The 25,035-nt window shown below is 41.2% G+C and carries 23 protein-coding genes and 1 pseudogene; 15 read left to right on the top strand and 9 right to left on the bottom strand.

The features are described from left to right. Nucleotides 1-44 precede the first annotated feature (44 nt). Together ACLFKQ_RS21405 and ACLFKQ_RS21410 are read left to right on the top strand one after the other, a co-directional pair. Nucleotides 45-1,625: a polyamine aminopropyltransferase gene (locus ACLFKQ_RS21405; RefSeq protein ID WP_449001755.1), complete on the top strand. Its 1,581-nt coding sequence runs from the start codon at nucleotides 45-47 to the stop codon at nucleotides 1,623-1,625. A 28-nt stretch (nucleotides 1,626-1,653) separates the two neighbouring features. Continuing rightward, complete coding sequence (locus ACLFKQ_RS21410) at nucleotides 1,654-2,235, top strand: DUF4178 domain-containing protein (protein ID WP_449001756.1); 582 nt, start codon at nucleotides 1,654-1,656, stop codon at nucleotides 2,233-2,235. A gap of 60 nt (nucleotides 2,236-2,295) precedes the next feature. Here the strand turns inward: ACLFKQ_RS21410 and ACLFKQ_RS21415 are convergent, their stop codons facing one another. Next, nucleotides 2,296-2,682 carry a hypothetical protein gene (locus tag ACLFKQ_RS21415; RefSeq protein WP_449001757.1) on the bottom strand — a complete coding sequence of 129 codons (387 nt, stop codon included), beginning with the start codon at nucleotides 2,680-2,682 and terminating at the stop codon, nucleotides 2,296-2,298. 42 nt (nucleotides 2,683-2,724) lie between these two features. Here ACLFKQ_RS21415 and rppA point away from each other — a divergent pair, with 42 nt between their 5' ends. Then, complete coding sequence (rppA, locus tag ACLFKQ_RS21420; protein WP_449001758.1) at nucleotides 2,725-3,399, top strand: two-component system response regulator RppA; 675 nt, start codon at nucleotides 2,725-2,727, stop codon at nucleotides 3,397-3,399. Between the two features lie 9 nt (nucleotides 3,400-3,408). Here the strand turns inward: rppA and ACLFKQ_RS21425 are convergent, their stop codons facing one another. The 3 genes from ACLFKQ_RS21425 to ACLFKQ_RS21435 all read right to left on the bottom strand — a co-directional run bounded on the left by ACLFKQ_RS21425 (nucleotide 3,409) and on the right by ACLFKQ_RS21435 (nucleotide 6,150). Beyond that, nucleotides 3,409-3,972, bottom strand: a complete 564-nt coding sequence (locus ACLFKQ_RS21425; protein WP_449001759.1) for a Uma2 family endonuclease — start codon at nucleotides 3,970-3,972, stop codon at nucleotides 3,409-3,411. 80 nt (nucleotides 3,973-4,052) lie between these two features. Continuing rightward, nucleotides 4,053-5,081 carry a gluconolaconase gene (locus ACLFKQ_RS21430; protein ID WP_449001760.1) on the bottom strand — a complete coding sequence of 343 codons (1,029 nt, stop codon included), beginning with the start codon at nucleotides 5,079-5,081 and terminating at the stop codon, nucleotides 4,053-4,055. Nucleotides 5,082-5,133: 52 nt separating this feature from the next. Then, a complete protein-coding gene (locus ACLFKQ_RS21435; RefSeq protein WP_449001761.1) occupies nucleotides 5,134-6,150 on the bottom strand; it encodes a zinc-dependent alcohol dehydrogenase family protein in 1,017 nt (338 codons plus the stop codon). A gap of 105 nt (nucleotides 6,151-6,255) precedes the next feature. Between ACLFKQ_RS21435 and ACLFKQ_RS21440 the strand changes: the two genes are divergently transcribed. Continuing rightward, a complete protein-coding gene (locus ACLFKQ_RS21440) occupies nucleotides 6,256-7,131 on the top strand; it encodes a LysR substrate-binding domain-containing protein (protein ID WP_449001762.1) in 876 nt (291 codons plus the stop codon). A gap of 16 nt (nucleotides 7,132-7,147) precedes the next feature. On the opposite strand, the gene ACLFKQ_RS21445 is transcribed toward ACLFKQ_RS21440, so the two are convergent. Further along, nucleotides 7,148-7,636, bottom strand: a complete 489-nt coding sequence (locus ACLFKQ_RS21445) for a hypothetical protein (protein WP_449001763.1) — start codon at nucleotides 7,634-7,636, stop codon at nucleotides 7,148-7,150. Between the two features lie 188 nt (nucleotides 7,637-7,824). On the opposite strand from ACLFKQ_RS21445, the gene ACLFKQ_RS21450 reads away from it, so the two are divergent. Then, a complete protein-coding gene (locus ACLFKQ_RS21450) occupies nucleotides 7,825-9,111 on the top strand; it encodes a sensor histidine kinase (RefSeq protein ID WP_449001764.1) in 1,287 nt (428 codons plus the stop codon). A 338-nt stretch (nucleotides 9,112-9,449) separates the two neighbouring features. Here the strand turns inward: ACLFKQ_RS21450 and recQ are convergent, their stop codons facing one another. Continuing rightward, nucleotides 9,450-11,582, bottom strand: coding sequence for a DNA helicase RecQ (recQ, locus tag ACLFKQ_RS21455; protein ID WP_449001765.1), 2,133 nt, complete (start codon nucleotides 11,580-11,582; stop codon nucleotides 9,450-9,452). Between the two features lie 198 nt (nucleotides 11,583-11,780). On the opposite strand from recQ, the gene ACLFKQ_RS21460 reads away from it, so the two are divergent. Next, nucleotides 11,781-13,211 (top strand): FAD-binding domain-containing protein, encoded by a 1,431-nt coding sequence (locus ACLFKQ_RS21460; RefSeq protein ID WP_449001766.1) that lies wholly within the window; start codon nucleotides 11,781-11,783, stop codon nucleotides 13,209-13,211. Nucleotides 13,212-13,529: 318 nt separating this feature from the next. Here ACLFKQ_RS21460 and ACLFKQ_RS21465 read toward each other — a convergent pair whose 3' ends face one another. Then, complete coding sequence (locus ACLFKQ_RS21465) at nucleotides 13,530-15,209, bottom strand: hypothetical protein (protein ID WP_449001767.1); 1,680 nt, start codon at nucleotides 15,207-15,209, stop codon at nucleotides 13,530-13,532. A 297-nt stretch (nucleotides 15,210-15,506) separates the two neighbouring features. Here ACLFKQ_RS21465 and grxC point away from each other — a divergent pair, with 297 nt between their 5' ends. The 4 genes from grxC to ACLFKQ_RS21485 are packed head-to-tail and all read left to right on the top strand — an operon-like array spanning nucleotide 15,507 to nucleotide 17,455. Continuing rightward, entirely contained in the window at nucleotides 15,507-15,776 is a 270-nt protein-coding gene (grxC, locus tag ACLFKQ_RS21470) for a glutaredoxin 3 (protein ID WP_449001768.1), read from the top strand. A 47-nt stretch (nucleotides 15,777-15,823) separates the two neighbouring features. Further along, the gene (gshB, locus tag ACLFKQ_RS21475) at nucleotides 15,824-16,792 is read left to right on the top strand and encodes a glutathione synthase (RefSeq protein WP_449001769.1); all 969 of its coding nucleotides are present in this window, start codon (nucleotides 15,824-15,826) and stop codon (nucleotides 16,790-16,792) included. Nucleotides 16,793-16,840: 48 nt separating this feature from the next. Beyond that, nucleotides 16,841-17,155, top strand: coding sequence for a DUF2499 domain-containing protein (locus ACLFKQ_RS21480; RefSeq protein WP_449001770.1), 315 nt, complete (start codon nucleotides 16,841-16,843; stop codon nucleotides 17,153-17,155). 3 nt (nucleotides 17,156-17,158) lie between these two features. Then, nucleotides 17,159-17,455 (top strand): DUF3593 domain-containing protein, encoded by a 297-nt coding sequence (locus tag ACLFKQ_RS21485; protein WP_449001771.1) that lies wholly within the window; start codon nucleotides 17,159-17,161, stop codon nucleotides 17,453-17,455. Between the two features lie 44 nt (nucleotides 17,456-17,499). Here the strand turns inward: ACLFKQ_RS21485 and ACLFKQ_RS21490 are convergent, their stop codons facing one another. Together ACLFKQ_RS21490 and ACLFKQ_RS21495 are read right to left on the bottom strand one after the other, a co-directional pair. Further along, nucleotides 17,500-18,570: a glycosyltransferase family 4 protein gene (locus tag ACLFKQ_RS21490; RefSeq protein WP_449001772.1), complete on the bottom strand. Its 1,071-nt coding sequence runs from the start codon at nucleotides 18,568-18,570 to the stop codon at nucleotides 17,500-17,502. 7 nt (nucleotides 18,571-18,577) lie between these two features. Then, a complete protein-coding gene (locus tag ACLFKQ_RS21495) occupies nucleotides 18,578-18,901 on the bottom strand; it encodes a hypothetical protein (protein ID WP_449001773.1) in 324 nt (107 codons plus the stop codon). A 255-nt stretch (nucleotides 18,902-19,156) separates the two neighbouring features. On the opposite strand from ACLFKQ_RS21495, the gene hslO reads away from it, so the two are divergent. The 5 genes and pseudogenes from hslO (at nucleotide 19,157) to ACLFKQ_RS21520 (ending at nucleotide 25,014) form a co-directional block, all read left to right on the top strand. Next, nucleotides 19,157-20,056 carry an Hsp33 family molecular chaperone HslO gene (gene hslO / locus ACLFKQ_RS21500; RefSeq protein ID WP_449001789.1) on the top strand — a complete coding sequence of 300 codons (900 nt, stop codon included), beginning with the start codon at nucleotides 19,157-19,159 and terminating at the stop codon, nucleotides 20,054-20,056. A 167-nt stretch (nucleotides 20,057-20,223) separates the two neighbouring features. Then, nucleotides 20,224-22,350 (top strand): chromosome segregation ATPase, encoded by a 2,127-nt coding sequence (locus ACLFKQ_RS21505; protein WP_449001774.1) that lies wholly within the window; start codon nucleotides 20,224-20,226, stop codon nucleotides 22,348-22,350. A 133-nt stretch (nucleotides 22,351-22,483) separates the two neighbouring features. Beyond that, complete coding sequence (locus ACLFKQ_RS21510) at nucleotides 22,484-23,059, top strand: DUF4340 domain-containing protein (RefSeq protein WP_449001775.1); 576 nt, start codon at nucleotides 22,484-22,486, stop codon at nucleotides 23,057-23,059. Between the two features lie 278 nt (nucleotides 23,060-23,337). After that, nucleotides 23,338-24,030 (top strand): hypothetical protein, encoded by a 693-nt coding sequence (locus ACLFKQ_RS21515; RefSeq protein ID WP_449001776.1) that lies wholly within the window; start codon nucleotides 23,338-23,340, stop codon nucleotides 24,028-24,030. Nucleotides 24,031-24,097: 67 nt separating this feature from the next. Beyond that, a pseudogene (locus tag ACLFKQ_RS21520) lies at nucleotides 24,098-25,014 on the top strand (IS982 family transposase). The last annotated feature ends 21 nt before the right edge of the window (nucleotides 25,015-25,035 follow it).

Genomic DNA, 25,035 nt, shown 5'->3' on the forward strand with positions numbered 1-25,035 from the left:
AGCTGTCTAACCAGCAATGAGAACGGTAAAATTTTTCCAACCTAATGCAAGATAAATTATTCACTATCGGCGATCGCCAACTAAGTAAAACTCAGAGTCGATTATTGTTAATTACGGCGGCTGTTTCTTCTAGTTGTGGATTAGCAGTAGAACTACTATTAGGTACTCTAGCCAGCTATTTGGTAGGCAACCAAGCTTTAGCTTACGGTGTAGCTGTCGGGGGATTTTTAGCGGCGATGGGTATCGGTTCCTACTTCAGTCAATTTATCGCTAGGGAGCCCCAAAATAAACCTGAGGTTCGGCAACAGTTACTTAAAGCTTTTGTCATGGTCGAACTAGCGATCGCTCCTTTAACTGCGCTATTACCTTTGGGTTTGTTTGTTCTGTTTATTGTCGGTGGCTATCTGTGGTTGGGGTTATTTTTGGCGACGATTTTACTGGGAATTTTGGCAGGTTTAGAAGTTCCCCTGTTAACCAGAGTATTGGAACTAGAAGCGGGAGTTAGAGAAGCTTTGGCAGGAGTATTGGCTTTAGATTATTTGGGTGCTTTGCTCGGCTCGCTGGCTTTTCCGGTATTATTACTACCCTGGTTGGGAATGTTTCCTACCGCTTTCGTTCTCGGTGCATTCGCCGCGCTCATGGCGTTTTTTATCGGAAGAGAGTTTTCCCGTCTGCGACGCTGGGGTTATCTAGGTTTAATCTTGGCGATCGCTTTAATTTTATTATCTCCTCTCGCTACTACCTTCAGTAATAGATTAGAAAACGACCTCTATCAAGCTCCCGTAGTACAACGAATTCAATCAGCCGTACAACGCATCGTCTTAACCCGTCAACAACAGGACTTACGGCTCTTTCTCGATGGTGACTTGCAGTTATCTACTTTTGATGAGTATCGCTATCATGAAGCCTTGGTACATCCTGCCATGAGTGCTGCTGGCGATCGCCAAAAAGTGTTAATTATGGGTGCGGGAGATGGGATGGCACTGCGAGAAATTTTAAAATGGCCAGAAGTAGAACGAGTAGTTTTAATCGAACTAGATCCAACAGTAGTCCAACTAGCTAGCAGTTATCCCCAGTTAGTCAAAGTCAATCAAAATTCTTTTAACGATCCTCGCGTTGAAGTAATTTATGGCGATGCCTTTCAAATTGCCCCCAAGTTATCTACTCAGTTTGATGTAATTATTGCTGATTTTCCCGATCCCGATCGCCAAATTATTGCCAAACTCTATGCCGCAGGTTTTTATCGGCGTTTATTAAGTCGTCTTAGGGACAAAGGGGTATTAGTTACTCAAGCTTCTAGTCCCTTTTTTGCGCCAAAAGTAATGAACTGTATCGCTGCCACTTTAGCCGAAGTAGGTTTAATACCCCATCCCTATGTAGTTAACGTACCTAGCTTTGGTCCTTGGGGATTCGTGCTCGCTTCCAGGCAAAATATCGATCAAAATATCGATGATGCCCAACTACAATTGCCAGTTAGTACTCGTTATCTCACTGCAACAAATTTACATCATTTATTTGACTTACCCGGTGACATAAATTTAAATCGAGTAAACGTAAACATCAATCGTCTTTCCGACCCAGTTATTGCTCGCTATCAGTCGGATCGCCGTTGGTTTGCATATTGAGCGTTAGAAAAATAAGGAAAATAAACTTATGGTTTGGTTTGTGGCGATCGCAGTTATTGTCAGCGCAGTTGTTCTACTAGTTTTACAACAAAAAGGAGTTCTGCCTCAAGGTAAAACCAGTCCTCAGTTACCAGGTTTAGAACGCACTATTTTTAATCTGGAAATTGGCGATATCGTTCAGTATTTAGATACAGATTGGGTAGTAGAAGGAAAGCTAACTTACGATGATGATGGCTATGTCTGGCTGGAATATTTACTTCAAACAGGCGATCGCCTCGCTTGGCTATCGGTAGATGAAGACGATCGCGTTGAAGTAGCTTTACTCGAACCCAATAACCAGATAGACATTAGCGGTACGCCTCCCAGCCAAATATCTTTTGCTGATGAAAATTACAGTTTAGTTGGTTCTGGTAACGCCACTATGACTCGTGCGGGTACGACTTTAAACCGCAACGCCAGTAAATGTACTTATTATGATTATCGAGCTAATGATAAAGTTCTATCCATTGAAGTTTGGGATGGAGATGTGGAAGTAACTACTGGAGAAAAAATTAGTCCCCGAATGCTAACTTTATTACCAGGAGATGGACAAAGAGTTTATGGCAGCTAGAGGAAGTAATTAGAGAGAAGCTTTAAGAATTAATTTCGCTTGAGCTTGCGTCAATTTTGGTTATTCTTTGACCTGATAGCGTAACAGTTGTCTGACTCGTTGGCGAGACAAACCGAGCTTTTGGCTAATTTCTGTTTCGACCCGAACCATTTCTGTAGTTGTTAATTCAAACATCTGTTTTTGATAAACTTGAGTTGCTCGTTTGACTTTTACTTGAGAAAGATCGCGATCGCGGTCTACCGTAACTTTAATAAACAAAATCTTACTAGCTGGCTGCGCTTTATCGGGTGTAATCTGAACTGATTCTACAGCGCGATTACTCTGTTTTAAACTCTGTTCGGTAACCAAGCCGCTGACTAGCCAAAAAGCCAATCCCAACAAGGGTAAAGGCAGCCAAAACTCTAATCCCAATGAATGTAAAAATTGCCACCAACTATTGCGACCCATTGAATTTAATCACTGTGAAGACATTCTTTAGCTTTAGTTTAGATGTTAATTCTTTTAGTCGAAGACGATCCAGCCCAATTAGAACCTTTACAAGTAGCATTATCTCAAGTGGGACATATAGTCGATGCAGTAGAAGAGGGGGAAACTGCGCTGTGGTTAATCAGACAAAAAGATTACGATCTGTTGATTTTAGACTGGATGTTACCTCAAGTTAGCGGCATCGATCTCTGTCGTAGATATCGCAATTTACGTAAGACAGCACCAGTATTGATGCTAACTGCTAAAGACACTACGGCAGATAAGATTGATGGCTTAGATGCGGGTGCAGATGACTACATTGTCAAACCCGTAGATGTTTTAGAGTTGCTGGCAAGAGTAAGAGCTTTGGGCAGGCGATCGCCCTTATGGCAAGGAGATAACCTCACTCTCGGCGATTTACAGCTAAATTTAACTAGTTTGAGTTTAGAACGGAGAACCGAAACAATTCAACTTTCAGTTAAGGAGTTTCAGCTAATGGAATATCTCATGCGTCATCCTCGACAAGTATTATCCCGCGACCAAATCGAACAGGCACTTTGGAGTTGGGGTAGCGAACCTGAAAGTAATGCGGTGACTACTTTGGTTAGAAGATTGCGTCAGCGTCTTACCGCAGTTGGGGCAAAAGATTGGTTAGAAACCGTCTACGGTATGGGTTATCGTTTAGATGTTCGCGATTAACACTAATGTTTACTTTGCCATTGTCAGCCAGCCAAAAACCTCATCAACCGTCAACTCTAATTCAACTGAATTCAAAACAGGAAGGCGATCGCTTCCTTGTAGTAATTGAGGTTGTCGTTCTGGAAGAAAAACTAAAATACTGCTGTCGTCTGGATCGATAAACCATCCTAATTGGCAACCATGAGCTAAACAGTGCAGAGTATTGCCGATAACTTTGTTGGGTTTTTGTTCGGGAGAGAGAATTTCAATCGTCCAGTCTGGAGTTCTGATAAAATTGTCTGGAACTTCGCCAGCTTCGGATAAAGCAAGATATTCCCAAAGAAATATGGCTACATCGGGAACGATCGATCTACCGCCAAAAGTACATCTTAATTCGGGAAAAGCATAGGCAATTTTACGCGCTTCCGTAATTTCATTAATTACAGTACAAAGCTTACCTTGCAAACGGCTTTGTCTTCCCTTGGGCATTGGTTTCTGAATAATTTCTCCATTGATGTATTCCATAGCAGGTTTAGTTTCGGGCAGTTGGAGAAATTCCGCTAATGATACTGACTGAGGAAGTATGATAGCCATTTTGCTATTTAAAAAGATTATTTCATTGATTTAATATTAATGCTGTGTTGGATAGGGAAAAGGGGAAATTAGTATTTGCTCTAGAAAATAAAATGATGGATAAAGAAGCGGTCTGGTATTGCTGCTGCTTTTCCTGGCAAAAGACGATGACGGATCTGCGACTCTGTAACCCAGACGTTACTGCCAGATGTGGTTAAGTTAACGGGAGAATTTAAACGCGACCGCAGAGTTTCGAGCGATTTGGGTTTGCTGCTTGACGATAACACATCGATGCGAACGAGACGACCATCACCAGTTTCTATCGCACCTTCGGTAAGTAACAATGAGCCATCGACAGCAAACTGCATTCCATCGGGATTTTCTAGTTGGCTTTCTAAAGAAATTACTTCAACTTCCACCGAACCTTGAGGTTGGGACACTATTTTAAAAAGTTTTCCAGCCGAAAACATTCCGACAATGGTCGTGCTATCAGAATTACGGGCAATACCCGCAAGTCCTATTTCTCCTGGCTTTGGACGAAATAACTCATTTTCTACCCACGTCTCAAACTGGTTGGCTTCGGGAGCGAGATAATAGATACGAGGATGGAAGCTATCGGTAACATAGATTCCGCCATTACTGTCGAGAGCGAGATCGTTGCCAAAACCATTATCGGGAATAGTTTTGCTACGTATCACTTCACCCGTAGCGACATTGAGAGCGAAAATTCGATGAGGACGACGAACTATTTCTCCCTCGGCATTAGGAACGCCCAGAAAATCTGGAGAAGTTCCCCAAAGAATTCCTCGTCGCTCGTCTAGTCGTAAACTCGTAGCGGCAAAGACTTCCTCACTTCCTGGAAAGAAAGTTTCTATTTTGCCATCAGGCGCAATTTGTAAAATCTCTCCACTAACAACAGAACCGACATAAAGCGTTCCATCGGTGGCTCGCGCAATCCCGTTAGGATATAGAAAGTCTTGGGGCAACTCGATTTTAGTCTGTTTATTTACATCTGCGCTTTGTGCGAATAAGTTTATCACGAGAACTTTCTGTAACTCGTTCGATAAAAATGAAACGAAAATCACGGCAAAAGCGATAATGATTGCTTGAGTAATTATTTTTTGCGGCATCGGCGACTATATAAATCCAATTATACTCGAAAGTTAAAGTTCTCAGGCTGGCTTACAGAGAAATAACCACCTTGCCAAAGTGTAAGCCACGCTCTAGATATTCAAATGCTTCTGAAGTTTCCTCAAAGGGAAAGATGAGATCGATTACGGGATGAAGATCTAAAGCTTCAATTTCGCGATTCATAGCTGCAAATTGATGGGTTCCGCCTACTTCTAAGCCGCGAATGGTTGCTTGTTTGTGCATCAAATTCAATACGTCAATATTTGTTTCAAAACCTTCCAAAAAGCCGACTACAGAAATGTGACCGCCCATTCTTAGAGTACTTAGCGATCGCGCTAAATTTTGACCGCCCACTGTCTCGATAATTAAATCTACACCTTTGCCATCACTTATCTGGCGTACTGTTGTCTCCCAGTCAGAATTGCTTTTGTAATTAATAGCTACGTCTGCTCCTAACTGTCGCGCTTTCTGTAATTTCTGCTCGCTACTAGAAGTAATAATTACTTTCGCTCTTCGTGCCTTGGCAAATTGTAGGGCAAAGATAGATACACCTCCAGTTCCGTGTAACAAAACTGTATCGTCAGCTTTTAGATTGCCATATTCTATAGCATTCCAAGCCGTAAGCCCTGCTATTGGTAAAGTTGCGGCTTCAATAGTAGTAAGATTGCTCGGAATCCGAACGAGTTGGTTGGCAGCAAAACATTTGTATTGACTGAGTTGTCCTGAAACGTTTCCCAACCCCTGTCTGGTTTCATAGGCAGTCGTTAGCGCAGTAGGTTTACCATCGAGCCAATTAGAAATAAAAGTCGTAGCCACTTTGTCTCCCGATTGAAATGCGGCAACTGCTTCTCCTACAGACTCGACAACACCAGCTCCGTCACAAACTGGAATATATGGCAGAGATAAATCCAGATTTAATAACCCTTTGATGACTACCAAATCGACATAGTTGAGGGATACAGCAGCGATTTTTACCAAAACTTGGTTTACTGTTGGTTGGGGTTTGGGAATTTTTACGACTTTGAGATTTTCGATACCTAAATCATCTACCAGTTGAATAGTTTTCATTATCCTGGTTTAAAACTACAAGTTTTATGATGCGGTCGGTAAAGTGTTTCTGTCCAATACTCGTTTTGAGTTAAGCTGATATTAAAAAAGTATCAATCTGCGAACATGGAATTACGTCAACTTAAGTACTTCGTGGTAGTAGCAGAAGAGCTAAATTTTCGACGAGCCGCAGAAAAGCTATATATACAACAGCCACCTCTGAGTCGCCAGATTCGGCAGCTAGAGACAGAATTGGGTACAGAGCTATTTCACCGCAGTAAACGCAGCGTTTCTCTCACCGCAGCAGGACGAGCGTTTTTAGATGAAGCGAGACTAACTCTAGCCCAAGCGCAACGAGCTGTAGATGCAGTGCAGCAAGTTCGAACTCCAAGCAAGCTAACTATCGGCTTTTCTCTTTGTGCCTTCGATCGCATTTTGCCAGAAATGATTACAATTTTTCGCCAACAGTATCCAGAGAATTTGGTGGATCTGATAGAAATGTCTAAGGAAAATCAAGTACGGGCACTATTAAGCAAACACATCGATATTGGCTTTTGTTATGCACCGATTTCGCAGCCAGAGTTGACTAGCTTGACTATTCTAAGCGAACCTTTAGTAGTTGTCTTACCGGCAGATCATTATTTAGTGCGACAAGAACGAGTAGAACTGCGATCGCTCCAGGCAGAATCTTTTGTAATCTGTCCCAAGCAGCTAAAACCCGATGTCCACGAGCAAATTATGCAGTTATGCGATCTAGCAGGATTCCAACCTAACATCGTTCGGGAAGCTAGTCCTCCAGAAGTTTTGCTGCGGCTAGTGGAATCGGGTATGGGAATTTCACTGATGACGGCTAATTCAGAGTCTCGACATCACGCTAAGGTAGTTTATCGTCCTTTAGTCGAACCAGTTCCCGTGCTGAAAATTGCCGCAGTTTGGTACCAACAGCAGCAATCTCTAGCTTTGTCTCAGTTTATCGAAGATTGCTTACTTGAATTCCAGTAGATATAAATCTACTATCTTAGGCGCGATCGCGCTGTAAATCGTAAATTACTTTTTCAGCCAACCAGTTTGGAGAACGGTTGGGATGATTCATTAAAGTACCCGATAAGAGGCGGTTAGCTGTCTGTTGGTTATGGACTAATCTCAGTAGCTGCTGGCGTAATTTGGGACTGACGCGATCGAGCAACGAAGCATGATGATTATTTACTGTAGGTACCGAGTTAACTAAAGAAGGCTTATAAGTGCGAGCCAACTGCCAACCAATAATGCCAGTACCTACTGCCAAGCCAGTTACACCGACAATTTTATTAAAATTATTGGTAGATTCGCTGTAATCGGGGCGATCGCGGAAAAGGTAATAGTTTTGGCTCGAGGTTAATTCGGTGTTGCTAGAATATTCGAGCGGATTATCTTCATTAGCGCGAACGGGTAACGCCATTAAGCCACCAGCGATACCAGTCCCAATCAAAGTGGTCAGAATTGTTTTTAAAGAGGAAATTTTACTCATACTATTTATCATGATATTTCTTTTACATATATTCTTATTCTGATGCTCAAATATGACATTAAAATGACGTAGATATGACGATATGTAAGTTAGCAATAAATCACGCGATCGCAGCTTCTAATTAAATAGTCCCGTTTTGATTAAATATTAAATAACTGTCTACTAAAAAATTAATTTTTACTCTATCGATGTTCGATCGCTCTCGTCGTCGCTTGGCACATTGGTTTACCCTTTCAATGGGAAGTATTTTAATTCTATTTGCCTTTACGGTTTATCATCGTCAGATAAAAGAGCGGATGCGAGAACTTGATGCTGAAATTTACGCTCAGACTAAAAAAATCGCCTTACAAACTGACTATCGACAACAAAAAACCAGCTGGCAGATAGACACAGAAAATGTTGCTTTACACAATCGCGAAATTCTGCCGATTGAATCGAAAGTAATATATGTTCGCTGGTATGATTCTCAACAACGCCTCTTACAATTTATCGGCAATTATTCTAAGCAAAAGTCTTCAATAACACCTGGATGGCAGACCTTAGAGTATAATGACGATGTTAATGGTACGTCTCGCCAACAAAAATTACGCACCTTAACCCTCGCTTTAAAATACGATCGCTCTTTAATTGGTTATCTACAGGTTGCCGTTGCTCTCGAACCAGTTGAAGATTCACTGGCGCGATCTCGTTTATTTTTAGCCTTGGGAGTGCCAATTACGCTTGTTTTTACTGGTATAGTAGGTTGGACTCTCGCCGACTTGGCAATGCAGCCTGTCAGACGTTCTTACGAACAGCTTCAACGTTTTACTGCCGATGCTTCACACGAGTTACGTGCCCCCGTAGCATCAATTCTCAGTAATGCACAAGTCGGTTTGCTCGCTCCTTTAGAAGATAACCAACAACCCCGCCAGCGTCTAGCTAAGATAGTTACTCAAAGCAAATATATGAGTGCTTTGATTGGTAATTTGCTATTCCTTGCCCGTCACCAAGGACAGTTAAATTCTCAGGATATTTCTAAAATTGACATCATAAAGTTGTTAAATTCTCTGATTAACGAATATCAACTGCTTGCCGCAGAAAAAGATTTAAAGTTTAGTTGGGATTTACCAGCGACATCTTTAGAAATTTATGGCGATCGCGATTTGCTCAGACAGGCAATTCATAATTTACTCGATAACGCGATTAAATATACTCCTGCAAAAGGTGCGATCGCTTTAGAAGTGGCAGTTAAACCCCGTCGCCCGATCATTACAGTTAAAGACACTGGTATTGGCATTCCCGACTCCGACTTACCCCACATCTTCGATCGCTTCTACCGAGTAGACAAAGCCCGTACTAGAGAAACAGGTGGTTTTGGCTTAGGACTGGCGATCGCCCAACAAATTATCCATGCTCATAGTGGTACGATTATTGTCGAGAGTAAACTAGGAAAAGGGACAAAGTTTCAGATTTGTTTGCCATCACGATTGCGATAAGCGACAGCTAAAAAGGTTCGATAATTTTTTTGCCAATTTAATACCTTCAAAAAATACTCAAAAAAAATGATAACACCCAGACTTTTTGGGGATTGAGTCTGGGTGCGAATTTACTATATGCCAGCTTTTATATGAGGTAGCCAGCGGTATTTATAATTGATTCGATTATAAGATTGAACTTGGAGCATGAAAAGTGATTTCGGACAATTAAGAGCAAAATTCATCTTTGCTTGATAAGAAGTCATCATGCGATCGCCTTATCTATATAATTTTATTTATTTAGTCTGAGAAAGAACTAGCTATATTCATCAGTCGATATTCATTAGCAATTGCTATAGTTAACGGCTATTTTGTTGGCTGCGCCACCATCCTCTAACTAGTCTAATATCCTCGTAACTATATTCTTGCCCCAGATGTTCTTTCAGTGGTTTGAGTAAATTATCCCCCAGCTTTTCTATAGTTTGAATTATTGCCTGTTGCTTGTCTGGAGTGACCAATCTATTTAGCGCGACTGGTTGATTCATCTCAATTAATTCACTGAGATGAGTATTAATCGTACCCATAGCCATGCCTCTTACTTTAGCTATCTCTGCCGCACTCAAACCCTGTTGATGAAGTTGTAAAGTAATCATTTGGCTACCAGATGGTACAGGAATTGGTAACTTATGTCGTTCGGTAAAATCGCGAATTACCGAGATAAAACTCGCACCATACTGCTGTGCCTTATGTTGATTTACGCCTGATAGATTGGCAAAGCTTTCTATAGTCGTGGGACAAACTTGCGCCATTAACTTGAGACTGGAATCGGCGAAAATCACGTAGGGAGGGACGGACTGGCGATCGGCAATTTGTTTGCGTAACCTTCTCAATCTGTCGAACAGCAATTCGGCTTCGGCTTTTCTAGGATTATTGGTTAGGGTTCTCAATTTATCTGGTTGGCTGACGGCGATTTCCACCGATCGCTGTTTGCGGAGAATTTCCCAACTGGCTTTATTTAGCTTCAGAATTCGATAGCCGTCGCTGGTTTCTGCCATCAAACCTTGATGTAGGAGCGATCGCGCTAACATTTTCCATTCATCTGAGGATCTATCTTTACCAATACCGTAGGTGGAAAGTAAATGATGTCCGTATTGCTGAATTTTTTGTTTTCTCGAACCCCGCAATACATCTACAATGTGCATCGCGCCAAACTTTTCCCGGCAGCGAACGACACAGGAAAGAAATTTTTGCGCTTCAATGGTCCAATCTTCAATTGGTTTGGGATTGAGACAATTATCGCACTTGCCACAATTGCCGCGATATCTTTCGCCAAAATAGCGCAGAATAATCGTGCGACGACAATCAGTTCCTTCGGCATAATCGACTACCTGACGTAGTTGCTGGCGAGAAATTCGTCGTTCTTCTGGGCTAGATTTTTGTTCGATTAAAAAATCTATTTTCTTGAGATCCCCCAGACTGAAAAAGAGTAGCGATCGCGCGGTTTCGCCGTCCCTACCAGCCCTGCCCGACTCTTGATAAAAACTTTCCAAACTGCGGGGTAAATCGTAGTGAAAGACAAACCTTACATCTGGCTTGTTAATTCCCATGCCAAAAGCAACAGTGGCTACCATCACTCGGACATCATCCCGCAAAAAACGTTTTTGATTGACATTTCTTTGGCGATCGCTCAATCCGGCATGATACGGTAAAGCCTCAATCCCGTCATGCTGTAACTTTAACGCCACTTCTTCTACACTACGACGACTCAAACAGTAAACAATTCCCGAACCAGACTCGGCACGAATATTTTGGAGTAGTTGGCGATAGATATTGCGGTCTTTAGGTTTTACTTCGTAGTGAATATTGGTACGGTTAAAACTGGCAACGTGAATCTGTGGCTGGTGCAAATTTAGCTGCTGGATGATATCTTGCTGCACTCTTTTGGTGGCAGTTGCCGTTAGTGCCTGAATGGGTATGGTGGGGAAGCGTTGGCGCAGGGTTTTTAAACGGCGATACTCCGGACGAAAATCATGTCCCCATTCCGATACACAGTGAGCTTCATCGATAGCGATCGCGCTAATTCCCAGAGAGGTAGCGATTCGCTCTAGAAATTCGCCAAATCCTGGATTTAGTAGCCTTTCTGGAGCTACATAAAGTAATTTGATTTTACCCTCTAAAATTGCTATCTGGCGCGATCGCGCCTCGTGAGGATTTAAGGTACTGTTGAGAAAAGTCGCTCCGATGCCGTTATCTTTTAAAGCATCTACCTGATCCTGCATCAGGGCAATTAGAGGTGATACCACAATTGTCAAACCAGAACGTAATAAGGCAGGTAGCTGAAAACAAAGAGATTTGCCCCCACCCGTAGGCATAATTGTCAGTGAATCTCGTTTATTTAAGGCATCCTCAATAATTTGTTTTTGTCCAGGACGAAAAGAGTCGTAACCAAAAAAATATTTTAGGGCTTCCTCTAAAGAATTGAATTGAGCCACAATAAAAAACGGACAATTACGGGATTGAGTTTTACAAGTTAATTTTACAAGCGATAGTCTCCAGGTGGATATGGTCTACTCTACCCCTAGCTAACTTTAAATGATTTACTACAAACTGGCGTGATTGCTCTTTGGTTCGATCTCAGATAGGCTCTCTGTCAACTAAAATTTAACTGTTTACCGTTCGTTATTCACTTCATGTCCGATTTAATACTTTTTTGGTATCGCAAAGATTTGAGAATTGCCGATAATGTCGGTTTATCCGCCGCCGCCAAGCGTAGCAACAAAACAGTAGGTTTATTCTGTCTCGATCGCCACATCTTAGCAAGAGATGATATTGCCCCCGCTAGAGTTACATACATGATTGGCTGTTTGCAGGAATTACAGCAAGGCTATCGACAACTCGGCTCTAATTTATTAATTCTTCAAGGCGAACCGATTAAAGCAATTCCCAAGCTGGCAAAAGCATTAGGAGCCAAAGCTGTATATTGGAATTTAGATGTCGAACCCTATTCCCAAGAGCGCGATCGCCACGTTACCGAAGCTTTAAAAGAAGCAGGAATCGAAGTTAATAATTTCTGGGATCAGCTACTACATGCGCCAGGAGAGATTAAAACTAAATCTTCCGACTCTCCCTACAAAGTTTATACTCCTTTTTGGCGCAACTGGAGCGAGCGAGACAAAAAATCGCTTGTAGAACAACCACAAAAGTTGACTGGTTTGAGCAAAAAAGAAGCTGAAACGGCTACCGACGCTGGCGTGATTGAATTACCTACAGCTGAAGACTTAGGTTACCAGTGGCAAAATCCTCTGCTGGTTGCACCAGGAGAAGTCGCGGCTCGAGATAAACTTGCAGAATTTAGCGATAGTACTCTTTATGAATACGACGAACTGCGTAACTTTCCTTTTACTGATGCTACCTCAAAACTAAGTGCAGCCTTAAAATTTGGCGCGATCGGCATTCGTACTGTATGGCAAACTACCATCGAAGCGATGGAAAACTGTCGTAGTGACGAAGCTATAGATAATATCAAAGCCTGGCAGCAAGAATTAGCTTGGCGAGAATTCTACCAACACTGTATGTATTTTTTTCCAGAGTTGGCAAAAGGACCGTATCGTGAAGAATTTCAAGATTTTCCTTGGGACAATAATGAAAAGTATTTTCAAGCTTGGTGTGAAGGCAGAACTGGATATCCGATTGTCGATGCCGCAATGCGACAGTTGAACGAAATAGGTTGGATGCACAATCGCTGTCGCATGATCGTGGCGAGTTTTTTAACCAAAGATTTGATTATTAACTGGCAGTGGGGAGAAAAATATTTTTTACAAAAGCTCTACGATGGAGATCTATCAGCTAACAACGGGGGTTGGCAGTGGAGTGCCTCCAGCGGTATGGATCCCAAACCTCTACGCATTTTTAATCCTGCTTCTCAGGCGCAAAAATACGATCCTGAAGCAGAATATATTCGTCAGTGGCTACCCGAACTAAGTTCTGTAGACACCGAATACTTGGTAACTGGCAAAATACCTAATTCGGAAAGAGAAAGCTGTAATTACCCTCAGCCAATTATCAAACACAAAGAACAGCAAAAAAAATTTAAGGCATTATACAAACAACAAAAAAATTAATTGTTAAAAATCCTAAAAGTTTTAATCAAAAAAAGTACGCCGATACTTACTCGGCGCATTAAACTAAATATATAGCGGTGTTCTGGTTAATTAAGTACACTTAGTTTACGCATTCAATAGGATTGAGATTTATAACTGTCAGGAGTTACGCAGTTGAGTTTAAAATGCTTTCCCAGCGTGCAATGTTTATCTTGCGATCCGCTAGCAACGTGGGGGTGTGTACCGCTATCCGTCTTGCTTTTAGTCTAGCGCAAGTAATTGAAGTGCGTAACTTCTGACTGTACTTAACTTGTTCGCACACTGCTGTAATTTTGCTTCTTAATTGTCTTTTGTAAAGATACTTTCTGTTGATTCTTGCCTTGAGGGATTATTATCTTTTGTCGAATCAAAGGAATTTTTTAATTCTTCTAGTGAATCTTCAGAAACTAAAGAATCAAGTTTTTGTTCTACTTCATTAAATGTTTCCTCAATATTTAAAAAATCTTCTGAAAATTTGTCATTAGTTTCAAGAGACGAATGCTCTAAATTTGAAGGTTTTGATTCGTCTCGATCATTATCAAAATCCATCAACATTTCTGAAAACTCATCGGCGGCGTTGTCTTCTTCATCTTGCCAATCCATCATCTCGAAAGACTCCGAGTCAGAATCTGGTGTCATCTCTGAATCCAATTCTGACATCCAAGAGTTATTATCACTCTCATTGTCAAAATCCAGGATCATTTCGGAAGACTCATCGGCAGTATTATCTTCTTCACTTTGCCAATCAGTTATCATTTCCGAAGACTCGGAAGAGGTTTCTGTATTTAGTGATTCTAATTCTGAGCTTGAAGAATCATCATCGCTCTCATTGTCAAAATCCAGGATCATTTCGGAAGACTCATCGGCAGTATTATCTTCTTCACTTTGCCAATCAGTTATCATTTCCGAAGACTCGGAAGAGGTTTCTGTATTTAGTGATTCTAATTCTGAGCTTGAAGAATCATCATCGCTCTCATTGTCAAAATCCAGGATCATTTCGGAAGACTCATCGGCAGTATTATCTTCTTCACTTTGCCAATCAGTTATCATTTCCGAAGACTCGGAAGAGGTTTCTGTATTTAGTGATTCTAATTCTGACTCATCCAAAGAGCTTACCAAATCATCTACTTCTTCTGAGGTTTCATCGATATCAATTTCTGAACTAGTTGGTTCGAAATCTGAACTGTAGTTGGCTAATTCGTCTAAATGTTCTTCAGAGACAGAATCAATTAATTCGGACAACTCTGCATCTTTTTCTAAGTCTTCTTCTCGATCGTCCGAGTTTTCTTCAGTTACTTCTACTTCTGGAGCGATCGCATTTTCTAATACTGGAGCTATAGCTCGATCTAATTGTTCTTTCTGTTGAGATAATTCTTCTACTTGAGCTTGTAAGTTAATTTTTTCGAGTTCTAGTTCTTCTTTTTGCTGTCTTGTTTGAGAAAGCTGTTCGTTAATTTGTTCTAACTCGGTTTGACGAGCTGCTAAACTAGCTTCTAAATTTTGTGTTTGTTGCTGTAGGCTTCCAAAAGCCGAGTTGGTTTGTTCGTGTTGCTGAGATAGCTCCTGAACTTTTTGACTCCAGTCGTCGCGCTCTGACTCTAGCTTTTGTTTTTGAGAATTAAGATCGTAAATTACACCTAATAGTCGATCGTGTTCTTCTTGAAGCGAATTAATATTTGCTTCTACTTCCTGCATTTGTGTAGTTGCTTCAGTTAAAGATTGTTGTAACCGATTATCCCGATCTTCAAGTTGTTCGACTTGCTCTTGTAAAGAATTTGCTTGACGGTTTTCTTCGGAGCTTTTTTGATTGTTGATAACTAATGCTCCGGTTGCACTCGCTATCGAACCTAAGGCGCCAGTGGCGATCAATGCGCTTTTAACACCTTCTTTCTCTTGTGGAATCAGCATTCCAATTCCCACCGTAACGCCGAAAGCAAGGGAGCTAAGCAGAATGTTATTAACAACTTTGGCTGATTTCATATTACTCAATTGATTATAAATTAACTTATTAGGTGCGCTATAGTGCTAAGAACGTTCGATCGAGCACCTAGCGTGTATTAGGTAAAAGAAACTGTTAATTAAAAACACAAAATTTCTTATCTCGATTGAAGAGTTCCCAAATATTAATCGAAAATTAACAATTAGACTGAGAAGGATTGAGATTAATGAGATTAAAATGCGATCGCAGCATTGTTGAAGGTTTTTGTCATGGAATAAAAAAAGCAAATCAGTTTAAAATGAGGTTGACGTAACAATAATTAATATATTGGCGAAATTATGGCAGCAAACGTAGAAATATATACCTGGAGTTATTGCCCTTATTGCCTTCGTGCTAAGGGTTTATTGGATCGCAAGAATATTGAATATCAAGAACACTGTGTCGATGGTGACGAAGCTGCTAGAGAAGAAATGGCACAAAGAGCCAATGGTAGATCGAGTCTGCCTCAAATTTTTATTGGCGATCGCCATATTGGAGGTTGCGACGATCTGTATGCTTTAGAAGAGGAAGGTAAATTAAACTCTTTGCTGGAAAATAGCGTTGCTTAGTGCGGCATAATTACTCTAACGACAGCAGCACTAATTAGGAAAAAAGAGTGAAACTCGCATTTATTATCGATCCCATTAGCCTACTCGATCCGGGACACGATACGAGCGTCGCAATCATGGAAGCGGCTCAAGTATTGGGACATCAAGTATGGATAACTCAAGCAAGCCAACTCACAGTACTAGAGGGTAAAGCATGGGCAAATCTTCAAACAGTCCAACTCAAACCTGTAGAATTGGTCGATGGAAGCTGGCAAATTCCTCGAGATTGGTGTCGGGTTGAAGAAAGTGGGTTTACTTGTTTACAGGAAATGGATGCAGTGTTCATGCGTAGCGATCCTCCTGTAACTATTCCCTATCTTTATGCTACCTATATTCTAGATTTAATCGACACCACACGAACTTTGGTAATCAACTCTCCTAGAGGTTTGAGGACTGCCAATGAAAAGATGTATGCCTTGCAATTTACCTCGGTCATACCCCAAACTATAGTCACCCAGAATAAAGCAGTTATCAAAAAATTTATTGAAGCAAGAGATGGTGGAGTTTTAAAACCACTCGGTGGAAAAGCAGGGGAAGGTATTCTATTCCTTGAAAAAGGCGATCGCAATTTTAATTCCCTGATCGAACTTAGTACTCAAAGAGAACGGGAACCCATAATGGTTCAAGAATACTTACCTGCGGCAAAACAAGGAGATAAACGAATTATTTTGCTAGACGGCGAACCCATCGGCGCAGTGAATCGGATTCCTACTGGGAGTGAGTTTCGGGGTAACATGGCAGTAGGAGGCATTGCCGCAAAAGTAGATATTAGCGATCGCGATCTAGAAATTTGTGCTACTGTCGCACCACAGTTACGGGCAGATGGCTTATATTTCGTGGGGATTGACGTTATTGGCGGCTATTTAACTGAAGTTAACGTTACCAGTCCGACAGGAATTAGAGAAATAGATCGCTTCAATAATGTCAGACTGGGTGAGAAAGTTATTAAATGGCTGGAAAACAAAATTAGCAGTTAGTACGACAGCTAAACTTTGTTAAATATTACTATTGTTAGTTAAATAATCATGCACGCACTCTCAATTCCTACTTGGATGGTTCATATTTCCAGTGTCATTGAATGGATCGCTGCTATTTGGTGTATTTGGCAATATGGAGCAATTACGGGCGATCGCACTTGGTGGGCATTGTCTTGGGCAATGTTGCCAGCTTTAATTGGCGCGATGTGTGCCTGTACCTGGCACTTGTTTGATAATCCCGAAGCTTTAGACTGGCTAGTTGTCATGCAAGCAACCATGACATTAGTAGGAAACTGTACGCTGTGTTTGGCTGCCTGGTGGATCTGGCGGTCGCGGCAAAATAAAATTGAAACTAATGACTGATCGATGAGTAAGGAAAATCTATTTGCTATCTCTCTCTTTCCCTATTTGGGATTTTTATGGTTTATCACTCGTTCGGGAAAAACGCCTCGTTTAGCATTAATTGGCTTTTATGTATTATTGATTTTTGTAGCGGTAACTATTCCTGCTGGCATCTACGCTCAAAATCATTACGGTGAAAATTTAGCTAATGTAGATTGGCTACATGGCAGTGCCGAATTTTTTCTAACTCTTTCTAATGTCCTAGTAGTTTTGGGATTTCGGCAAGCAATTATTAATCTCAAACAAAAAGATAAACAATAATAGATCTTCGACATTATTTAAGACATTCTTTCATCCTATACTTCCTAGCTCCGAGAGCTCGTGAGAACTTTGTCGAACCAACTTTCAAAGCGATCGCCTAAAGCAGTTAGGGAATACTCAGCTTCTGCTTGAAGGCGACACTGCAGACGGTCTATAGTGTCAATTTGATTAATAGCTGCGGCTAATTCCGAAATACTATCGGGTTCTACTAAAAAGCCAGTTTTGCCGTCTTTGATAATTTCTGCGGGTCCTCCGCGAGCATAGGCAATTACAGGTACGCCACAAGCTAGAGCCTCGATCGCTACATTACCAAAGGCTTCGAGCCAGCGTGGAGTCATCAACAAAGCACGGCACTTACCTAATTCTTGCTGTAGTTCTTCGGTGTTTAAAAACCCAACGTATTCTATAGGTGCGTCCGGAAAATCCCGACAAATCTGTTGCCAATATGCTTCATCCTGCATTTTGCCAAAAATTCTCAGGGGAATTTGAGTAATATTCACCGCCGCTACCGCGTCTTCTAAAGCCTTCTCAGGAGCGATCCGTCCCAACCAGGCTAAATTGGGTTGGGGAACTCGACTAAATTGATAACGAGATAAATCGATCGCGCTACCTAAAATTTCACAGGAGTCTCCAAAGGGAAAACTAGCCGCTTGAGATTTGGTATAAACACCAAAAGTATGAGGATATTGCTGGATTATTTCGGTCATAATGCGATCGGTTGCCACCGTCATCGAACCCATGCTAATAAAATGAGCGATTGGAGTCTGGAAAAAGGGAGTTAGGTAAAATGGCAGCCAGTCAAAGGCAAAATTCACCACGATATCCCAATCAAACTGTACTTGACGGGCATAAGCCCACATATTAGCTAAGACTGAATTATCGGGCAAAGATACTGGTGCGTCACGGCTTTGAGTTTGCACGGGAATTTGTAAATTTCCCGCGATCTCTCGAACCACGACATCTTTAACTACAGAACCACTAGGAGCGACTATTTGTAGTCGATGTCCCCGACGCTGTAGCTCACTAGCTAGATTTTGAATGGTTAATTCTACTCCTCCACCTCGTCCCGATCCTAAAGCTCCGACAGAGGTAGACAAAAAAAGTATCTTGAGCATTACCAAACTAAGAATTAGGTTGTGTTTCCGAAGAGCCAGAGTTGCGCTCGCTTCGTTCTGAAGTTTTCTCTGGTTTAAATAAAAAAAATAACATTACTAAAGCGACAATTACCGCCAATTCCATTACCCATAGTAGCCATTTTGGTATTATATCGGTCGAAGTAACCTTTGTCGGTGAGTTGCTTTTTGTCGTTTGGCTAGTGGTTCCTGCCGAAAGCGATACAGAGCGAAAATTGTCTGTTTTTAATTCTGAAGCCAGACTAAGTAAAATATTTACGCTAACAGCAGTAACTGCGAGGAGTGAAGCCAGAAAACGACGAAGCTCGACCATCGGTAAACCTAGAGACTATTCAATAACTTTCACTTGCCCTGGTCTAATTGGAACTACCATTTTCCCTAAAAATATCTCTATCATTATTTGTAGATTGAAAAGGTCGACAAACAACAAACGTTTTCTTAACTCGATAAATTATTATTCGAGAGTTGAAACTAAACGATGGATAATCGAGAAAAATCCCTCGATTATCCATTCCTGGCGATCGCGACCTCTATTGAAGTTCAACTACATATCAGACCGAGAATATTAATGATAGATCGATTAATTCGAGCAACGGCAGCCGACAATAGTATTAGAGCCGTAGGAGTAATTACGACCCGTTTAACAGAAGAAGCTCGCCAAAGACATCAACTTTCTTACGTAGCTACGGCAGCTTTAGGCAGGGTAATGGCTTCTGGACTGCTGTTAGCCTCCAACATGAAAAAAGAAGGTTCGAGAGTTAACCTTCACGTCAAAGGGAATGGTCCTTTAGGAACGATTCTAGCGGATGCAGGTTTAGACGGTACCGTTCGAGGTTACGTACAACATCCCAAAGTAGAACTTCCCCCCAACGAGCGCGGCAAACTCGATGTGGGTGGTGCTGTGGGCGATCGGGGTTTTTTATACGTAGTTCGAGACGTTGGTTATGGATATCCCTATTCCAGTACGGTAGAATTGGTTTCTGGAGAAATAGGCGAAGATGTCGCTAGCTATTTAATTAATTCCGAGCAAACTCCCTCAGCTTTGTTAGTAGGAGTGTTTGTTGGTGCAAGTGGCGTAACTGCCGCCGGGGGATTATTATTACAGGTATTGCCTAAAGCAGCCCGTGATGAGTCTTTGGTATCCTTGTTAGAATCTCGGGTTGCCAAGTTATCTGGTTTTACACCTTTGTTAAGAGAAGGCAAAACTCTTAATGAAATTATGACTCAGTTATTGGGAGATTTGGGTCTGACAATTCTACCAGAAGTACAAATGGTTCGCTTTAATTGCGGTTGTTCTTTCAATCGAGTTCTGGGTGCATTAAAAATGTTAGGAGAAGCAGAACTACAGGATATGATTGAAAAAGATGAGGGAGCAGAAGCTATTTGTCAGTTTTGTGGTGAAGTTTATCAAGCTAACGAAGCAGAATTAGCTCAGTTAATTACGGATCTAAGAGCCAAATCACCATAAATTTTGCCAAGAAACTCGCTCGAACTAAATCCAGTCTTTACCAAAATGATAAACTTGGGAAATTTATCGATTAAGATCGAATGATAAGATAAAAAACGATTTAACCGCTAGTATTTTTTATAGTGGAAAATAGTAAAGACATTTGATTGCCCTATTTTGGTTAGTTTATGGCGAGCGAACGAGACCCCAAGAACTCTGGTGAAATTCAAAGAGATAAATCTCTGGCTCGGAGCCAAAAAAGTACGCCGCAATCGAACCCTATGCCCAATAGATTAGGGCATCGCGCTCGCCACCAGCAGCTAGAAATCTCGAGCTCAACAGAGTCTCCCGAGCGACCCGAGCTAGCGGCCGACCAAAATGAGAGTGAGAAAGGAAGTTCCTCTCATCAAGTAAACTTTACTAGCAAAACTAATATGTCTAGTAGCGAAGCAAAATTAGACAGCGCCAAGACCTCCTCCCCCAAAAACCGCTGGTGGCAAGCTTGGCAGTTTTGGGGCATTCTGCTGGTTATTTGCTCCGGAGCCATGGGTTATGGTGCTACCTCAATGTTATTAAAGCTGCCTAAAACCCAAAGTTGCGATCGAGTATTTTGGCCTTTAGCTTCTGCAGCAATACGAATCTATTGCGCTCAAACAGCAGCAGAAAACCGTAGCGTTAAAGGTTTGCTCGAAGCAATCGATCTGGTTGCAGTTTTGCCAGAGAATCACCCTTTAAGAGCAGAACTCGATCGCAATATTGAAAAATGGGCGACATCAATTCTAGAAATAGGCGAAGCAGAATTTCAACAGGGGAATTTAAAGGAGGCAATCAGAATCGCCAAACAAGTACCTCAAAATGTTCGAGCTCGCGATCTAGTAGAAGATAAAATCGCCAATTGGCAGAAAATTTGGCGTAAAGGAGAAAACAACTATGCTGAAATCGAAGAAAGTCTAAGGAATGCTGACTGGGGAGCAGCTTTTTCTTGGGCGGTACGCCTAACCGAAATCCCCAATCAGTATTGGGCGACTACCAAATACCAAGAAAGTATTGATAATATCAACATCGCTCAGGAAGAAAACGCTACTCTCTATAAAGCAGAAAAACAACTTGAAGGAGGAGAGCTCGAGGGACTATTTCAGGCGATCGACAAAGCAGACGATATCGATCGCGATAGCTATGCATACGAACAGGCTCGCCAGATTATGGCTAAGGGCAAAGCTCAACTCTTAGCTAAGATCGAGTACTCACTCGCCGAGCGCGATTGGAGACAACTGTTGAAGATCGTCAATCGGATACCTCAAAGCCTGGAATTGGAATCAGAAATGCGAGAATGGAATATTTTAGCTAGTGCTGGTACTAGTGCCGATCTCGATACGGTATTTGGTATGGAAGAGGCGATCGCCGAGGCCCAAAAATTAGATCGAGATAGCAATTATTATGAGTTGGCAGAAAATTTAATCGAGCGTTGGCAATTAGAAATAGAAGATTTAAAACATCTAACTGAGGCGCGTCAGTTAGCCAGAGTCGGTACGATCGAGAATTTAAATCTGGCTATCGAGGAAGCTAACTTAATACCCAATTCTAATCCTCGCTACTCCGAAGCACAACGGGAAATCGCTCAGTGGACTAAAGAGATTCGCACGATTGAAGATCGACCGATTTTAAACCGCGCTACAGAGTTAGCTTCCGCTGACAACCCAGAAGGTTGGCGCAAAGCAATCTCTGAAGCCAATCTAATTTCTGCCGACAGCCCTCTATACGAACAAGCGAGAAATCACATTAGTGCCTGGCGGTATAACATTGAAAGGCAAGAAGACCTACCTTTTCTCGATAGAGCTAACTCCTTAGCCGATCTCAAAAATTACCGCGCTGCGATCTCCGAAGCTCAAAAAATTGGTGAAGGCAGAGCACTTTCTCAAGAGGCTCAAAATAAAATTAGTCTCTGGCGCAGTGAAATTAAAGCTGAAGAATATCTACAGCAAGCTTATGCCTTAGAACGGCAAGGAACTCCTCAGGCTCTGGCTAAAGCAATTGAGGTTGCCAGATGGACTTCTTCTAGCACCTCTCTTTACGACCGGGTAGTTCGAGAGGTCAATCGCTGGAGCGAAGAACTTCTCGCTCGAGCGCGTCAAGCTTCTAATGACTCTTTGGAACAAGCGATCGCGATCGCTCAATTAGTCCCAGTAGGTACGACGGCTTACGATCGCGCTTTAAATGAGATTCAGGCTTGGGAGACTGAATTGTATCCTCCAGAACCACAAGCACCTCCTTTACCTCCTAGTTTCAAATTAGAAAAACTAGAAAAGAACCGCTAAGTAACAAAGTAATAGGTAAGAAGTTAAAGGTTAATAATATCTACTTTAGATCTTTGCCCTTAAATTTGTCCCCTAAGTCTCCTCGTCTCTTTTCGCTCGGTAAATTTTCCCATTGACAATGAAGTTATTGACAATGAAGTTAAATAAAACTACTTGGCTATCGCTTCTTTTAGCAGTTGTTTTAGGCAGTGGAGTTTATGGTTACGAACTAATTAAAGATAGGCGAAAATCCTCACGAACTACGACATCGCAATCTCAGCAGCCATTATTTGCGCTTCAAGAGACAGATATTCACAAGATAATTATCGCTCGACCACAGCAGACATTAGAGATAGTTAAAACTGAAGATAAAACTAACCCTTGGCAATTAAAACAACCTCAAGATGTCTCTGCCAATACTGGTACGGTTGCTTTTTTACTAGATTTACTCGCCAGTGGCAAACCGCAACGTACTTTTATCGTTCCTGCTGATGAGCGATCGCAATATGGTCTTGACGAGCCGATAGCCACAGTTACCTTTGTATCTAGTAAGGGCAATCAGCAAATTATTTTAGGTCAACCCAGTATTAACGAGGAAACAATTTATGCTCAGATTGGCTCTTCTTCAGCAGATGAATCCGAATCCGAAGTAGCTTTAGTAACCAAAAACTGGCAATATGCTGTCGAGCAAGACTTAGAAGCATGGAAACAGCCCGAACAGGCAAAATAAGCCTTTAGTTAGAAGTTTTACCTCAATTTATACGTTAAAACATAAAGGCTAATTATTAATTTAACTTAACATTGCTTTATATTTTGTTAAGTTCAACTAGATTAGCTTACATATAATAATTTTCTTATATAAACTCAAATCAATGTCGGTCAATAGTCTCAAAAGTTTAACTTCAAATACAAATATATATGCGATTAATTCCTTTGCAGCTAAACGGGCAGTTCCTAGAGAAAGTAAAGCTTTTCCCGCCGCATCTTCTAAAATTTTAACTACCGATTTTGGCAATCGTCCTAAATACTCTTCTCAGTCCTACTGGAACGCAACCGACATTAATCATCCTCAGAAAAAACCAGCTAACTATCGAAAATTACCAAATTAAGCATCAAGGAACTAAAACTCTAAATATTAGATTAGAGTACAGCTATCACTATGAGTTAACCGTTGTAAATTATTTAAGCACCGATTTAATTTATCGCCAACTAAATTTATTACTATTAAATTATAATTATCCCAACGAAGAAGATTTTTGGGAAGTTATGAATTGCTATTTAACCGATCGCATTTTAAGGTTAAATCCAATGCTTTCTGAGGTTACTATCGCTATTGCCGTTCATCCTAATAGCGAATTTCCCTATCATCGTTCGACGACGGTAAACCAAACCAAATCTGGCTGTCGATACGAAACTTGGCATTTTAATTTTCCTTTAAGCTTCATCAATCCCATCGCCAAACATTTATCCAATTCATATCAAGTCAACGTTGACTACGTATACGATACTAATTCCTCAGAATTTCCCTATCCAGATTTTATAATTATCTACGAACAGCTAAAAAAATTACTCCTTGCTGGCAATTGGAAACCCAAATCTTGGATAAAAATCCAGCATAATTTAAAAAATTCTCTGTTACGAAAAAATTCAACTCTAAGATCGCTGTCAGTTGAGTTAGAGCAATTAGTACGTCTGATGTGAATTAGGAAAAAGTGAGGAAAAGACAGAAGATGAAAGTTACCACACTTATCATCAAATATCCCTCCTCATGAATAGCATAGACTTTGAAACGCTGATAGTTACAATTTTTGTTCTCGTAGATGATTGGTATCAACAAGAAGGAAAAGCATTAAAGGGGAAGTCACCAGGGGCAAAAGCGGAGATGAGTGACAGTGAAATCATAAGTTTGGCAATCATGATGGATTATCTACCATTTCCAGGAGAAACTCAGTTTATCGGATTTATTCGAGCTAATTATGGAGAGTGGTTTCCTGATTTGTTAGACCAAAGCCAGTTCAACAGGAGATTACGAAAATTAGGGCAAATGCTAGAGAGCTTGAGAAGAAAATGGGTTAAGCAACTTGGAGGTACAGATGCCCTAAGTTTGGTAATTGATACTAAACCCATACCAGTTATGGGATATAGAAGAAGTAAGCGACATAGTGATTTCGAGGGCAGTGCTGACTATGGTTACTGTGCTGCTAGAAAAATGAAGTATTTCGGCTACAAATTAGTTATGCTCTCAACTATTGATGGGATACCAATTGCTTATGATTTGGTTGCTGCTAATACTGATGAGCGTCAAGCTGTAGAAGGAGTTTTGCCATTAGTTTACGGTTGTGATATCTACGGAGACAAGGGATTTATCGGACAAGACTGGCAACAACAGATAACCGCTCTTACTGGTAATCCCATTTGGACAATATTTCGTTGCAATCAATAAATCAATATCAACAAGCCTCTTCTAGTTTAAAGCGTCTCATTAGTCGAATCAGACAGCGAATTGAGGGAGTTTTTCACGAAATTCAAAACACTGGTCGGAATCCAGAACGTCTGTTGAACAAGACTGTAACTGGGTTTGCCACTCACATGACAGCTAAAATTACTTCACATACTTTGCGCCTTCTTCTCCGTCGTCAGTTTGGAATTGATGTTCAAACTTTCCAAGCTATTAACCCTTGCTAATATTTAATTCACATCAGACGT

The sequence above is a fragment of the Myxosarcina sp. GI1(2024) genome, assembly GCF_053543375.1.

Coding starts and splice junctions, on each gene's coding strand:
- hslO (WP_449001789.1), top strand. CDS start 19,157: ATGATAGATCGATTAATTCGAGCAACGGCAGCCGACAATAGTATTAGA.
- grxC (WP_449001768.1), top strand. CDS start 15,507: ATGGCAGCAAACGTAGAAATATATACCTGGAGTTATTGCCCTTATTGC.
- ACLFKQ_RS21510 (WP_449001775.1), top strand. CDS start 22,484: ATGAAGTTAAATAAAACTACTTGGCTATCGCTTCTTTTAGCAGTTGTT.
- ACLFKQ_RS21445 (WP_449001763.1), bottom strand. CDS start 7,636: ATGAGTAAAATTTCCTCTTTAAAAACAATTCTGACCACTTTGATTGGG.
- ACLFKQ_RS21410 (WP_449001756.1), top strand. CDS start 1,654: ATGGTTTGGTTTGTGGCGATCGCAGTTATTGTCAGCGCAGTTGTTCTA.
- ACLFKQ_RS21485 (WP_449001771.1), top strand. CDS start 17,159: ATGAGTAAGGAAAATCTATTTGCTATCTCTCTCTTTCCCTATTTGGGA.
- ACLFKQ_RS21460 (WP_449001766.1), top strand. CDS start 11,781: ATGTCCGATTTAATACTTTTTTGGTATCGCAAAGATTTGAGAATTGCC.
- ACLFKQ_RS21405 (WP_449001755.1), top strand. CDS start 45: ATGCAAGATAAATTATTCACTATCGGCGATCGCCAACTAAGTAAAACT.
- ACLFKQ_RS21490 (WP_449001772.1), bottom strand. CDS start 18,570: ATGCTCAAGATACTTTTTTTGTCTACCTCTGTCGGAGCTTTAGGATCG.
- ACLFKQ_RS21440 (WP_449001762.1), top strand. CDS start 6,256: ATGGAATTACGTCAACTTAAGTACTTCGTGGTAGTAGCAGAAGAGCTA.
- ACLFKQ_RS21480 (WP_449001770.1), top strand. CDS start 16,841: ATGCACGCACTCTCAATTCCTACTTGGATGGTTCATATTTCCAGTGTC.
- ACLFKQ_RS21450 (WP_449001764.1), top strand. CDS start 7,825: ATGTTCGATCGCTCTCGTCGTCGCTTGGCACATTGGTTTACCCTTTCA.
- ACLFKQ_RS21505 (WP_449001774.1), top strand. CDS start 20,224: ATGGCGAGCGAACGAGACCCCAAGAACTCTGGTGAAATTCAAAGAGAT.
- ACLFKQ_RS21430 (WP_449001760.1), bottom strand. CDS start 5,081: ATGCCGCAAAAAATAATTACTCAAGCAATCATTATCGCTTTTGCCGTG.
- ACLFKQ_RS21435 (WP_449001761.1), bottom strand. CDS start 6,150: ATGAAAACTATTCAACTGGTAGATGATTTAGGTATCGAAAATCTCAAA.
- rppA (WP_449001758.1), top strand. CDS start 2,725: ATGTTAATTCTTTTAGTCGAAGACGATCCAGCCCAATTAGAACCTTTA.
- ACLFKQ_RS21415 (WP_449001757.1), bottom strand. CDS start 2,682: ATGGGTCGCAATAGTTGGTGGCAATTTTTACATTCATTGGGATTAGAG.
- ACLFKQ_RS21495 (WP_449001773.1), bottom strand. CDS start 18,901: ATGGTCGAGCTTCGTCGTTTTCTGGCTTCACTCCTCGCAGTTACTGCT.
- ACLFKQ_RS21425 (WP_449001759.1), bottom strand. CDS start 3,972: ATGGCTATCATACTTCCTCAGTCAGTATCATTAGCGGAATTTCTCCAA.
- ACLFKQ_RS21465 (WP_449001767.1), bottom strand. CDS start 15,209: ATGAAATCAGCCAAAGTTGTTAATAACATTCTGCTTAGCTCCCTTGCT.